This is a genomic window from Anaerostipes sp. AF04-45 (genome assembly GCF_003461725.1).
In the GTDB taxonomy this organism is placed as follows: Bacteria; Bacillota; Clostridia; order Lachnospirales; family Lachnospiraceae; genus Anaerostipes; species Anaerostipes caccae.
Genome location: NZ_QTXQ01000007.1, coordinates 365 through 13,582 on the forward strand (window position 1 = coordinate 365; position 13,218 = coordinate 13,582).

Consider the following 13,218-nt stretch of genomic DNA (forward strand, 5'->3'; position numbering starts at 1 on the left):
CATCTGCCTTACAAGCAGAGGGTCATAGGTTCGAGCCCTATTGGTCCCATTTTGAGAGAATTTCTCTCAGAATGCCGTTGTGGCGGAACTGGCAGACGCACAGGACTTAAAATCCTGCGGGACTTATACTCCCGTACCGGTTCGATTCCGGTCAACGGCATTGAGCACTTATTAAAAGTGCTGCTTAATTTCATATGTGGGCGTAGCTCAGCTGGATAGAGCGTCTGGCTACGGACCAGAAGGTCGGGAGTTCGAATCTTCTCGCCCACGTAAAACCCTTATAAATCATTGATTTATAAGGGTTTTTTGTGCAGTATTATTTATTATAAAAGTTCGGAAAAAATGACGGAAAAATACCTATTTTGTATGATGAGAGGTTTACTTTACAGAAATGTTGTGGTATAATTCATAACTGTGAATGAAATGTAACAATACTGTAATAAACATAAAATTAATATAAAATATCGAAGTAGGAAGGTAACATCTTTATGAAGTCAATATTAAAAAAGACAGCAATATGTCTGCTCGTCTTTTCTATGATCATTACATCAGGATTGGCAGCTCCGAAAAAGGAAGTTCATGCAGCACAGGGTACATACGGCGGACGGATATGGAAATCATGGGTAAAACTGAGAAAGTCCAAATCTAAAAAATCGAAGGTGATCCGTAAAATTTCAAAAGGAGAACCTGTGCAGGTTCATTATACGAGCGGGAAATGGAGAAAGGTTACATACAAAGGCAAGACAGGATTTGTCCTGAAAAAATATGTGTATATTAACACAAATGCTCCTGAACTGTCAGGAAGCCAAGAAGAAAAAGGACAGACAGTGGCAGCCTTTGCCCAGCGTTTTGTAGGAAACCCATATGTATGGGGAGGAACAAATTTAAACAGCGGTGCCGACTGCTCTGGTTTTGTCGGAGGAGTATACCGTTCCTTCGGATATAAGCTTCCGAGAACGTCTTCGGACCTCAGAAAAGCGGGCAGAAAGGTATCTTATAAAAACAAGCAGCCTGGAGATCTGATTTGTTACAGCGGCCATGTAGCCATGTACATAGGCAACGGTAAGATCGTCCATGCCAGCACAAGAAAAACAGGGATTAAGATTTCTCCGAGAGCCAACTACAGAAAAGTAGTAGCCGTGAGGAGAATCGTAAGAGAATAGATCAAACAAAATGTGCAAGAGAAATCCTGCACATTTTTTTTCATGTTCTCATAATGTTTTGATAGAAGGAGGAGCGTATGAAATCAATCTTATTTGTCAATGGATGTATCAGAGGAGAAGAATCCAGGACATTGCTGATGGCCAGACGGTTTCTTGACTGTCTGAGAGGGAAATATGAGATCACAGAGGTGAACGGCCTTTGTCTGCCGCTGGACCGTGAGGCACTAAAAAAGAGGGACCGTCTGGCAGCTCAGGGGAATTGGGATGATCCGGTGTTTGATGAGGCCAGGACATTTCTGGAGGCGGATATCGTTGTGCTTGCGGCTCCGTTCTGGGAAGGAACATTTCCGGCTGCCGTACACGCTTATATTGAACAGATCTGTGTCACAGGTCTGACGTTTGGATACAGGGAGGACGGAACCGCAGAAGGTTACGGAAAGGCAAAGAGAGCCATATTCTTTTCCACAAGAGGAGGAATTTATTCTGAGGGTCCGAATAAGAAGGACGACCACGCCGGAAAATTCCTTGATTCTGTCTTTCGGATGCTTGGAATCCAGAGGACAGATGTGGTGACCGCAGAAGGACTTGATATCATTGGAAATGATGTGGGACTCATCATGGATCAGGCAGTGAGAGAGGCAGAACTGCTGGCAGGGACTTTTTAGGGAAATGAGAATGAATCTTTTCCAAAACATGGACGCAATAACTTGAAAAACATGATAAAATACGGTTATATAAATATAATAGAATTCAAAAGACAAGAAAAGAGGCGGCAGTTATGTTAAACGTAGAACATTTATCATACCGGATTAATGAAAACGGTGCAGATGTGCAGATACTGGATGATGTGAGTTTCTCTGTAGATGACGGGGAAATGCTTGTTGTCACAGGACCCAATGGCGGAGGCAAGTCCACCATCGCAAAGATTTTAATGGGGATAGAAAAAGCAAGCGGAGGTAAAATCTCTCTGGACGGAGAGGATATCACAGACTATACCATAGACCAGAGGGCAGAAGCAGGCATAGGATTTGCATTCCAGCAGCCTCCAAGATTTAAAGGGCTGACGGCTTCCAGGCTTCTCTCTCTCGCGGCAGGGGAGAAACTGAAGGACGAGCGGTGCTGTGAATTGCTGAGCAGTGTCGGGCTCTGCGGAATGGAATATAAAGACAGGGAAGTGGACGCTACTTTGTCAGGGGGCGAGATGAAGAGGATTGAGATCGCCACGGTATTTGCAAAAGATCATAAAATATGTATTTTTGATGAACCGGAGGCAGGAATCGATCTTTGGAGTTTTGCCATGCTGATCAAAGAATTTGAAAAGATTCACAGAGAAAACAAGGCAAGTCTCATTCTGATTTCCCATCAGGAGAGGATTATCCGGATGGCAGACCGCATCATGATCATCAGGGACGGCCGGGTAGAAGAGATCGGGACGAAAGAAGAGGTCTATCCTCATCTCATGGCAGAAGAATCTGAAGAGCAGTGTGCTTTTATGCAGGAATAGGAGGATAAGGACATGAAATTAGACCAAATAACGGCCGGAGTGCTGGAGGCTATCGACGGCCAGGGGTTTGTACAGAAAGGTGCTTATAACCTGCGTCAGAACGGACAGGCAGTATGTCACGGCGACAGTGAGAATGTGCGCATCGTAAAGAAACAGGACAAGCCCGGGATTGATATCTTTATCAGCGGGAAGACAAAAGGTGAGGCGGTGCATATACCGGTGGTTGTTTCTGCTTCCGGCATCACAGATGTGGTTTATAATGACTTTTATATCGAGGATGGTGCAGATGTTCTTATTGTGGCAGGATGCGGCATTCACAATGACGGGGACGAGGAGAGCAGGCATGACGGCATTCATGCATTCCATGTGGGCAGCCATGCCAATGTACGGTATGAGGAGCGCCATTACGGGGAAGGAAAAGGAACCGGAGGCAGGGTTTTAAATCCTGTCACGAAAATATATGTGGAGGAAGATTCTGTTTTTACGCTGGATACGACTCAGATCAAAGGGGTTGATTCGACGATACGGGAGACACATGTGGAGATGGGGGCAGGGTCCAAACTCTATGTAATGGAAAAACTTATGACACATGGAAACCAGCAGGCAATATCAAACATGGATGTACAGTTAAACGGGGAGGAGAGTTCTGCACAGATCATATCCCGGTCTGTCGCCAAAGACACATCTACCCAGGTCTTTCATCCGAAAGCCATCGGAAATGCGCTGTGCCACGCACACGTGCAGTGTGATTCTATTATCATGGATGATGCAAAGATCAGTTCTATTCCTGAGATCAACGCAAACCATGTGGATGCCCAGATTATACACGAGGCAGCCATCGGGCGTATCAATAATGATCAGCTTATCAAACTGCGCACTTTTGGAATGACTGGAGAAGAGGCAGAAGCAGTGATTATAGAGGACTTTTTAAAATAATCTTTAAAACAACAGGGGGAGAATAAGGGGGAGTATCAGGATGCTGGAATCAAGGGAAAATTATCTGGAAGCTATCTTAATGTTAAAACAGGAATTAGGGCAGGTGCGCTCTATCGATATCGCCAGAAAATTAAATTACAGCAAGCCAAGCGTCAGCCGTGCGGTCGGGATTTTGAAAAAAGGGGGGTATATTCTCGTGGATGCAAAAGGATATATATCCCTTACCTCCGAAGGGCTTAAAAAGGCCGAGTCGATCTACGAGAGACACAGGACGCTGACTTCGCTTTTTGTTCAGATTGCGGGAGTGCCGGAACATGTGGCCGAGGAAGATGCATGCCGGTGTGAACATGTTCTGAGTGCCCAGACTTTTCAGGGAATTAAAATGTTTTTAAATGAAAATGGTATATGCTGAAGAAAGGGTGTATAATTAAGAGGAAGATAAGACAAACAGCTGTGCAAGGAGGTAGCAGTATGGGAAGACTCGAAGGAAAAGTTGCAATCATTACCGGTGGGAATTCCGGCGTAGGTGAACAGACGGCAAAGCGGTTTGCAAAGGAAGGTGCCAAAGTCGTTATCACTGCCCGGAGAAAGGAAAAGCTTGAATCTGTGGCTGCTGATATAGAGGCTGACGGAGGCACAGTGCTGGCACTGCAGGGTGATATTTCTGTCCCGGGAGACGGCAAAAGAATCGTAGAAGCAGCCGCAGAGCATTTCGGTACGTTGGATATTCTGGTGAATAATGCCGGGGTGCTGGACGAAGGTCTGCTTCCCATCGATAAAGTAGCGGACAGCGAGATCGACAGAATCATTGACATCAACACAAAGGGAACGATGTATTTTATCCGTGCAGCGCTGGAAATCATGCTGAAAAATAAGAGCGGATCTATCGTCAATGTGGACAGCATTGCAGGATTGAACGGGGGCGGAGGAGCTGCCTACGTGGCTTCCAAGGCGGCAGGCCTGGGTATTACCAAACACACGGCTATGCGGTGTGCAAAAGACGGGGTTCGGTGCAATGCCATTTGTCCGGGCATGATCAAGACTCCGATGACAGCCGGACAGACGATGGATTCTATGGACCCGGATATGATGGGGGCCATGGCTGTGCATTCTGATCTAAGGCTTCCAGCATGTTCAGCAGAAGACGTGGCAAACTCAATCTTATTTTTGGCCAGTGATGAATCTGCTCCTGTTACCGGACAGTGTATCGTGCTGGATTACGGCGCAAACCTCTAAGAATTATATGGGCCTGGGATTTTCTCATAGGAGAAGATCCCAGGCCCTTTTTCATTCCATAGGAAAGCTGCAAAGCTGTCAAGCTCCTCAAAGCTTGCCTGCTTTGTTCTTCAAAGCAGAAAGTTCAGAACAATAGCAGACGTGATTGTTCTCATTATTTTTCGCGGAGTACAGTGCCTTGTCAGCATTGGACCATAGAGTTTGAAAGTCTTTTCCGTGCTCAGGATAAAAACCGATTCCCACAGAGACACATACATTGCCGTCAAGGTTCAAGTCCTCCTGGCGGGAGTTCCAGTTCTCAAAAAACAGTGCCAGCAATTCTTCAAGTCTGTGTTTATGTATAGAAAGACAGGATATATAAGTAATAAACTCATCACCGCCTATCCTTCCGTTGACTGCTTTTGGAAAAGTTTTTTGAAGACTCTTGGCGAGGGATACCAGTATCTTGTCTCCAAAAGGATGACCGTACTGGTCGTTGTAGATCTTAAAGTTATCAATATCCATGGCAATCAGGACGCCTGAAGGTCTTTGCTTCATCTGCTTATCGATATGATCCTCCATGCAGCGGCGGCTCATCAGTCCGGTCAGATAGTCAAATTGGGAATAATAAATGGTCTTTTTGTCTACACGGCTGAAATCCGGTACAGAGCGGTGAAGATGAAGTAGCTGCCATCCACTGTCCGAATACTCCGTAATCATGCTGAAACGAAGATGGACAGACGGCAGATTTGTTCCGCTGTTCCTCCTGCTGAGTTTAATTTCGCCGGTTATGAGAAAAAGATTCTCGCGCAGGCAGGAAGATTCATACCATTCTTTGTCAATTAAAAAAGTATGTTCAGCACGGGGAGCTCCAAAGGTTTTGAGAAACTCAAGGGAACTTTGACAAAATTCTCCGAGGCCTGTGCCAATCTCTGTCATACGAAGATCCAGAAATTTGTCAATTCCCTCTTTCTTATTGTCTATGAGATAACTATGCCAGAGAAAGCGGCAAAACTCCTCTGCAGATTTCAAGTTTTTCATTCACTTCGACCTTCCATACATTACCAGCCATGAAATGGGCAGAAATGTAGACTTTTTTCGTCGTTAATGATACTATTTTTATAGAGTGAATCCGAGACAGCAAACGTACCGGATTCAAAGATTGTTCCGCATTTATTTTTTTACGGGATGATCCGGATACTATAAAAAACAAACGGGTAAAAAAGTCTACTTTTTTTACCACATTTCTGTGTTTATGAGCGGCCTTCTTCTGCCTGCCGGACCCATTTAAAAAATGTGTTGTGAGTGGTTCCGAGTTGTTTAGCAGATTCCCGGCCGCTTATTTTTTCTGCCTTCCAGAGTGTATAAATGCGGTCAAACTCCTTTGGTATTTCTTTGGGAGGACGTCCAAAACTGACGCCTCTGGCTTTGGCTACGGCAATCCCCTCGGCCTGCCGTTTTCTGATCTGTTCCCGTTCTGTCTGTGCAACGTAAGAAAGGATCTGCAGCACCAGATCCGATATAAAGACACCTGTTAGGTCCAGAGCATTTTTACCGCGGGTATCCAGCAGCGGAAGGTCAGTGACAACGATGTCGGCCTTCTTGTGTTTGGTAATAGTACGCCACTCTTCGATAATCTCTTCATAGTTCCTGCCCAGGCGGTCAATGGACTTTACAAAAAGAGTATCTCCCGGCCGTAGCTTTCTTAGCAGTTTCTTATAAAGAGGACGGTTAAAATCCTTTCCCGACTGCCGGTCAATAAAAATGTTTTGTTTAGGTATTTTCAGGTCCTTCATCACTGCGAGCTGCCGTTCCACATTCTGATCTTTGGACGATACCCTGACATATCCATAATCCATTTCTCTCCCTCCTTCTACAAAATGTGACAGAATCATTATCCCATATGGAACAGCATAAATAAAAAGGTAATATATGCCGCAGAAAAAATAACTGGACTCTGTTTTCTCTCCGTGTGTTAAAATATTATTAAAACTGTACAGTATATGAAAAAGGAGGTGCAGGAAAAATGATAGAATTACCGGAAGCTCTGGCAAGGGCAGATGAATTGAAGAGTGAACTCAAAGGAAAGAGGGCAGAGAAAGTCTGGCCGCCGTCTTCTCCGCACAAGTTCTGCTGGTTTAACGGGGAAGCGTCATCTTATGACGATATGCTGAGTGGAAGGAAGGTGGTCGATGCACAGGGGTTCGGGATCTTTGCCGAGATTATTTTTGAAGGAGATCTAAGAGTTTGTTTCAATGACGGTGTGAATGTAAGGATCTTCGGGGAAGGGGATAACATACCCGGAAAGTATCAGCTTAGGATCGACTTCTCGGACGGAACTGTTCTTGTTTTTACAGTAGCGATGTATGGGAGCATTGCATGTGCAGACGGAAGTTATGACAATGAATATTATATTGTAAGTAAAAACAGCATATCGCCCATCTCACCGGAGTTTGACCATACCTATTTTTTCGGCCTTCTGGATTCAGCCAAACCGAACTTGAGCGCAAAGGCTTTTCTTGCTACAAAACAACGGATACCGGGGCTGGGAAACGGTGTCCTTCAGGATATCCTGTTTGAAGCGGGAATTCATCCAAAGAAAAAGATCGGCAGTTTTACAGAACATGAAAAGGAACTCCTTTTTGTGAGTATAAAAGAAGTATTGTCTGAAATGGTGCGTCTCAGAGGAAGAGATACAGAGAAGGATCTCTGGGGTAATCCCGGGGGCTATAAGACGAAACTCTCCAAGAACACATATAAAGACGGATGTCCGAAGTGCGGCGGAGAGATTACAAAGGCTGCTTATCTGGGAGGTACAGTATATTTCTGCCCTGAATGCCAGACATAAAAATACCTGAGACACCTTTTGAATCAGGAGTCTCAGGGAAGTATGATATTTGATGAGAATAGACTGCAGACACGTGTTTAGTCCGTCCGTTCATCTCCTTCAAAGAACAGGGCAACGGTTCCCGCACCCGTATGGGCTCCGATGACAGTTCCCACGCTGTTGATTACTACAGGGCCGTTCAGCTTAGGAAATGCAGCTTCGATCAGGTCCGCAACCTGTCTGGCATCTTCAAAGCAGGCGGAGTTGGAAATGAAACACTTGCCGCTGTAGTCTGTGCCGTCTTTTGCGTGCTCTTCCATTTTCTTAACGATTTCTTTAATGGCCCGCTTTTTTGTCCGAATCTTAGCGCGGGGGATCAGGTGTCCCTCAGAATCCATATTCAGCAGAGGACAGATGCCGAGCATCGTGCCGATAAAGCCTGAGGTCTTGGAAATCCTTCCTCCGCGGATGTAGGATGTGAGATCTGTGGAGAAAAACCAGTGGTGGATCTTCAGTCTGTTGGAGACAGTCCATTCATACACATCCCGGATGCTGTCCCCGCGGTCTCTCAGATCTGCGGCCATATCTACGAGCAGTCCATAGCCAGAAGATGCGCCCAGAGAATCCACAAGAAGGATTTGACGGTCTGGGTAGATTTCTAATAGTTCCTCTCTGGCAATATTGGCAGAATTAAATGTACCGGAGATTCCGGAAGACAGGCTGATATGCAGGATATCCTGACCATTCTTTAGGAACGGTTCGAAAAATTCGATATATTCTTCTACATTTACCTGGGAGGTGCCTGCCAGAGCACCTTCCTGTATTTTCTTATAGAACTCTTCAAACGAAATACTTTTTCCCAGATCATCCATGTAATCCTTGCCGTCTAAATTAACATGAAAACATACATAAGGAATATTACGCCGTTCAAAATAATTTTTTTCCATATCTGCTGTGGAACAGCAGGTCAAAACAAATGGTTCCATAGTAATCCCTTTTCTCTTTCTTTAAGTCATTTATCTGTTGTTTCCTATTATAAAGGAAATTCCAGAAATTATCAAACCGGTGCCTGTATACAGCGAAAACTTGTCTTGTTAATAAAATATGAATAATTATTACGAAAATATTACAAAATGCTTTACAATATTATTACGACGTGCTATAATTCATAAATGTAAACGAAATGTAATAATTACGTAATATATAGAAAGAAATTGAGTGAGGATACAATGAAAGCAATCGCAAAGAGAACCGCAATGTTTGCAGTTGCATGTTTAATGATAACAGGTACGGCGGCAGCATCGCTTCCGGAAAAAGAAGTGCAGGCAGCCTCGGGTTATACCGGATATATTAAAAGTGCGACTACAAGTTTAAAAAGGAGCAAATCAAAAAAGTCAAAGACATTGGCCAGAATCAAAAAGGGAAAGAAAGTCACCGTTTATTATACAAGCGGCAGCTGGAGGAAGATTTCCTATAAGGGAAAGAAAGGATTTGTCCCGAAAAAACGTGTAAAGATAAGCACAAAAGCACCGAAGCTCAAGGGAAGCAAAAAAACAAAAGGAAAGACAGTGGCAAGTTTCGCCAAAAGGTTTGTAGGAAATCCTTACCGCTGGGGCGGAACAAATTTAAATACAGGAGCAGACTGCTCCGGCTTTACAAAAGCCGTCTACCGTTCTTTTGGATATAATATCCCGAGAACTTCCTCCTCTCAGAGAAGAGCGGGGAAAAAGGTTTCTTATAAGAAGAAACAGCCGGGAGATCTGATCTGCTACAGCGGACATGTAGCCATCTATATCGGAGGCGGAAAGATCGTACATGCAAGTTCCAGAAAGACCGGCATCAAGATCTCACCAAAAGCGAATTACAGGAAAGTCGTCTCTGTACGGCGGATTGTAAGATAAATACCGGGAGATAAATATCAAACCGGCTAAAGAAAAAAAGCCCATGGAATCATTACCCCCTATCCTAAACTTATGATTCCAGGGCTTTTTTTCCATGTTCAGAAAGGGTTAGGCGTAGTAAAATAGAGAAAACATTCGCTAATTTTAAAAATTATACTAATTGTACCGATATAAGTGCAAAAACTGATTTTATGAGATATATACAAAACCGGTGAAGGATATTATGATTAATACATAAGCAAGACGCTTGCTTAACTTCATCGGTTTTATTCATTGAAGGAGGCCTACGAGATGAATAATTTACAGGAAAAAGTAATACGTAGAATGATTGATACGTATGGTTTTTTCACCACTGATGAACTTTCTGAAATGACAGGAGTTTCTGTCAGCAGCATCAAACACTCTTTAAGCGATATCAGCCGTGAGATAGAGAAGTATGAAGCAAAACTATTGACGGCACCGCGAAAAGGACTGTGTTTGGTCGCAACGGAAGAACAGAGGGAAATGATCCTGGATGACCTCAATGAATATGCCAACAAAGATCCGGAATCATTCTACTACCGAAAGAACTACATATTAGATACGTTATTTTACTATCCGGCCAAATATACGATTCAGCTTTTCTCCGAAGAGCTGTGTGTGAGCAGGAATATCATTCAGAAAGATCTGAAGCATATTGAAGACTATTTAAGTGAGTTTAACCTGACACTTACAAAAGTAAGGAATCAGGGGATTCAGATCAAGGGAGATGAATTTGATCTAAGACAGGCAATTGTGGATTCTGAAAACAAAAAGTATTGGAAACACGCCTATATTGAAAAACTGCCTGAAAACTTAGACTACCGAATCAGCAAACGGGCCTACACCTTTTTTACCGACCATTATCCAAAAGAAAACATTATGAAGGTGCAGGACAGCCTCCGGAAGGCAGAGGAGTTTTTAAATCAAATCTTTGTGGATATCTCTTTTTGCCGGCTGACGGAATATTTATTACTGACAATCAACCGTATCGGGGAAGGGAAAATCCTCCAAAACGCGGGAAGCCGAAAGATGACCAAGTTAGATACTTCTTTCCTCGATGCGGCTCGGTTGATATTAGATGAAATTATTCCTCAAGACGGAGACATGTCATTAGAATACCAGTTTCTGGCCGCTAAGCTGATGGTTGCAAAGACCTGCGGACACGGAATACGCCCTAAGGATGAAAAATATGAGAACATCGCACTGGACTATCTTTCCATTGTTCTGGCCGTGATGAAGAAAGAGAATGTATTAAAGAATGAAGTTCTTATCAATGACATCAGTTCATTTTTAGAAAAGATCACAATCAAACGTGATTACAAATTAGTGGAATGGGACGACCTGCACAGAGATGTGCAGCATCAGCTGCAGGATGTATATGCGGCATGTATGACTTATATTTTTGACATTGAAGGTAAGCTTTCTGTGATATTGACCCAGGACGAGATTGCATGGATCGCACTGCTGATCCACAATGCGATGATGGACAGCAGGGAGGGACGTGAGGCGGTGCTTCTTACTGCCACAGATCCTCACACCGCAAGGTACCAGAAGATTAAGATTGAGAATGCAGTTGAAGGGCTTGAGATTATAGACAGCATTCATATACGGGACTTTCACCCGGAAACAATGAAAGGACAATTATTGATTTCTACGGTTCCCCTAAAGGAGCCGAGGGAAAATACAATCGAAGTAACAAAACATATCGATCAGGCGGATATCAATAAAATCGCCGTGAGTCTGGATGAGCTCGATCATGACAAAAAAATGACGGATGCGCTGGAGACGACAAAGAAATCTTTCAGAGAATCTTTGATCTTAACCGACGTTAATGTCATGGAAAAACAGGACGTGATACAGCTCGCAAGCGACCTTTTGTATGAACAGGGTTTCATAGAGAAAGGATTCAGCCAGGAAGTGTGGAAACGGGAATTAAAAAGGCCGTCCACCGTCGGGAGGGGCATCGTAATGCCGCATATTTACAAAGATTATGTGAAGCAGAGCGGCGTTGCGGTCGTAAGGCTGAAATATCCGATTTCATGGACACCCAACGAAAAGGTACGGCTGATGTTCCTGATTGCGATTGATTTTGAAACTTCGGAGGAAATTCTAAGGTTTTTCCAGTATTTCTATGGGATGATCGGCAATAAAGAACTGATCGGACATCTTCTGGATGCGGAGGGACCAAAAGAGTTTTATGAAATTTTAATGAGTGAAGCAGGGTAACAATGGCCGAAAGGCATCTAATTTAAAGGAGGAAGCACTATGTTAGTAAACATGAAAGAAATTTTAGAGATCGCAGAGAAGGAGCAGTATGCAATTCCATGTATCAACACCCCGAACGTGGAAACTATCCGTGCAGTCATTGGTGCGGCAGAAGAATTAAACACACCGATCATCATTGACCATGCACAGGTACATGATCCGCTCATTCCGATCGAGAGAATCGGGCCGGAAATGTTAAAATATGCGAAGGCAGCATCTGTACCGGTTTGTGTACACTTAGACCACGGCAGTGACTATGATTTTGTACTTAGAGCTTTAAAAGTTGGATTCCCGTCTATCATGTATGACTGCAGCGCACTTCCTTACGAAGAAAACTTAAAGAGAGTTAAAGAATTCGTAAAGATCGCTCATCCTGCAGGAATCACAGTAGAGGCTGAACTGGGAGTTATGGCATCTACCGCAGAGGATACTCATGGAGAAGAAGACGCAGAGAGCCGTGTTCTGACAAACGAAGACATCAAAGAATTCTTCACAGAGCCGGAAGAAGCAAAAGCATTTGCTGAAGAGACAGGATGTGATGCACTGGCTGTATGTTTCGGAACGATGCACGGAATTTACGCAGAGCCGCCGGTACTGGACATTGACAGAGTGAAAGCACTCCGCGCAGCGATTCCGGATACATGCCGTGTCGTAATGCATGGGGCTTCAGGAGTAGAATTCTCTCAGGTACAGGAAGCGATCACAGCAGGATGCTCAAAAGTAAATTACTACTCTTACATGGCAAAGGCAGCAACAAAATTCGTAGCTGACCGTGTTGCTGAGACAGACGGCAAGATTGCATACCATGAATTACAGGAAGAAGCTTTCGAATTCATGAAAGGATATGCAAAAGACGTAATCAAGGCGTTTAAAAACGGGAAATAGGATTCCGTAAAGGGAGGGAATACATTTCATGAACAGTGTGGACTTATCCGAAGTGCTGCTCGATGAAATGGTGATCCTTGACCGGGAACCGTTTAAGGACAAAGATGATATGTTCAATGTGATGACCAGACAGTTTGAAACGGCAGGACTCGTTTCAGACGCCGGGGCATTCAAAAAGGCTTTGGATTTTCGGGAGACTTTGGGGCCGACTTACATGGGCAATATGATTGCCATCCCTCACGGGAAATGTAAAGAGGTCCTGACACCCGGAATCGGGTTCTGCAGATGCAGAGAGCCGTTCATTTATGAGTCTGGCGGGGAGTCAGGCGAAGTAAAGTACATCTTTGTTCTGGCGATTTCTGAAAATCAAGAGAATGATTACCATTTAAGAGTGCTGGCAACTTTGGCAGGATTTCTGGCTCACGACGAGTTTTTGGCATTATTAGAAAAGGCTGAAAGTTATGATGACTTGATCAAAGGGATCAAAGAACTCTAGAGAAG

General features: G+C 44.0%; 14 protein-coding genes and 2 tRNA genes. 13 read left to right on the forward strand and 3 right to left on the reverse strand.

Features of this window, described 5'->3' with window-relative positions; translation table 11 throughout:
* Positions 1-73 precede the first annotated feature (73 nt).
* From DWV34_RS11305 to DWV34_RS11340, 8 genes are all read left to right on the forward strand, one after another.
* Positions 74-160 (forward strand) — tRNA-Leu (locus tag DWV34_RS11305).
* A gap of 36 nt (positions 161-196) precedes the next feature.
* A tRNA-Arg gene (locus DWV34_RS11310) sits at positions 197-270 on the forward strand.
* A gap of 218 nt (positions 271-488) precedes the next feature.
* On the forward strand, positions 489-1,163 hold the full coding sequence (locus tag DWV34_RS11315; RefSeq protein WP_006566400.1) for a C40 family peptidase: 675 nt from the start codon (positions 489-491) through the stop codon (positions 1,161-1,163).
* Positions 1,164-1,240: 77 nt separating this feature from the next.
* On the forward strand, positions 1,241-1,828 hold the full coding sequence (locus DWV34_RS11320; protein ID WP_006566399.1) for an NAD(P)H-dependent oxidoreductase: 588 nt from the start codon (positions 1,241-1,243) through the stop codon (positions 1,826-1,828).
* Between the two features lie 113 nt (positions 1,829-1,941).
* Entirely contained in the window at positions 1,942-2,667 is a 726-nt protein-coding gene (locus DWV34_RS11325; RefSeq protein ID WP_006566398.1) for an ABC transporter ATP-binding protein, read from the forward strand.
* A 12-nt stretch (positions 2,668-2,679) separates the two neighbouring features.
* Positions 2,680-3,603 carry a SufB/SufD family protein gene (locus DWV34_RS11330; RefSeq protein ID WP_006566397.1) on the forward strand — a complete coding sequence of 308 codons (924 nt, stop codon included), beginning with the start codon at positions 2,680-2,682 and terminating at the stop codon, positions 3,601-3,603.
* 40 nt (positions 3,604-3,643) lie between these two features.
* A complete protein-coding gene (locus DWV34_RS11335) occupies positions 3,644-4,015 on the forward strand; it encodes a metal-dependent transcriptional regulator (RefSeq protein WP_006566396.1) in 372 nt (123 codons plus the stop codon).
* A 59-nt stretch (positions 4,016-4,074) separates the two neighbouring features.
* Positions 4,075-4,839, forward strand: coding sequence for an SDR family NAD(P)-dependent oxidoreductase (locus DWV34_RS11340; protein WP_009290903.1), 765 nt, complete (start codon positions 4,075-4,077; stop codon positions 4,837-4,839).
* Positions 4,840-4,926: 87 nt separating this feature from the next.
* Here the strand turns inward: DWV34_RS11340 and DWV34_RS11345 are convergent, their stop codons facing one another.
* Together DWV34_RS11345 and DWV34_RS11350 are read right to left on the reverse strand one after the other, a co-directional pair.
* On the reverse strand, positions 4,927-5,859 hold the full coding sequence (locus DWV34_RS11345; RefSeq protein ID WP_009290904.1) for a GGDEF domain-containing protein: 933 nt from the start codon (positions 5,857-5,859) through the stop codon (positions 4,927-4,929).
* Between the two features lie 212 nt (positions 5,860-6,071).
* Positions 6,072-6,677 carry a recombinase family protein gene (locus DWV34_RS11350; RefSeq protein WP_022260958.1) on the reverse strand — a complete coding sequence of 202 codons (606 nt, stop codon included), beginning with the start codon at positions 6,675-6,677 and terminating at the stop codon, positions 6,072-6,074.
* A 167-nt stretch (positions 6,678-6,844) separates the two neighbouring features.
* Here DWV34_RS11350 and DWV34_RS11355 point away from each other — a divergent pair, with 167 nt between their 5' ends.
* The gene (locus tag DWV34_RS11355; RefSeq protein WP_006566391.1) at positions 6,845-7,666 is read left to right on the forward strand and encodes a formamidopyrimidine-DNA glycosylase; all 822 of its coding nucleotides are present in this window, start codon (positions 6,845-6,847) and stop codon (positions 7,664-7,666) included.
* A gap of 77 nt (positions 7,667-7,743) precedes the next feature.
* Here the strand turns inward: DWV34_RS11355 and DWV34_RS11360 are convergent, their stop codons facing one another.
* The gene (locus tag DWV34_RS11360) at positions 7,744-8,631 is read right to left on the reverse strand and encodes a DegV family protein (RefSeq protein ID WP_039946463.1); all 888 of its coding nucleotides are present in this window, start codon (positions 8,629-8,631) and stop codon (positions 7,744-7,746) included.
* 243 nt (positions 8,632-8,874) lie between these two features.
* On the opposite strand from DWV34_RS11360, the gene DWV34_RS11365 reads away from it, so the two are divergent.
* The 4 genes from DWV34_RS11365 to DWV34_RS11380 all read left to right on the forward strand — a co-directional run bounded on the left by DWV34_RS11365 (position 8,875) and on the right by DWV34_RS11380 (position 13,213).
* Positions 8,875-9,546: a C40 family peptidase gene (locus DWV34_RS11365; RefSeq protein ID WP_009290908.1), complete on the forward strand. Its 672-nt coding sequence runs from the start codon at positions 8,875-8,877 to the stop codon at positions 9,544-9,546.
* Between the two features lie 291 nt (positions 9,547-9,837).
* Positions 9,838-11,793 (forward strand): BglG family transcription antiterminator, encoded by a 1,956-nt coding sequence (locus DWV34_RS11370; RefSeq protein WP_009290909.1) that lies wholly within the window; start codon positions 9,838-9,840, stop codon positions 11,791-11,793.
* Between the two features lie 39 nt (positions 11,794-11,832).
* The gene (locus DWV34_RS11375; RefSeq protein ID WP_006566387.1) at positions 11,833-12,717 is read left to right on the forward strand and encodes a class II fructose-bisphosphate aldolase; all 885 of its coding nucleotides are present in this window, start codon (positions 11,833-11,835) and stop codon (positions 12,715-12,717) included.
* 28 nt (positions 12,718-12,745) lie between these two features.
* Positions 12,746-13,213, forward strand: a complete 468-nt coding sequence (locus DWV34_RS11380) for a PTS sugar transporter subunit IIA (RefSeq protein WP_009290910.1) — start codon at positions 12,746-12,748, stop codon at positions 13,211-13,213.
* The last annotated feature ends 5 nt before the right edge of the window (positions 13,214-13,218 follow it).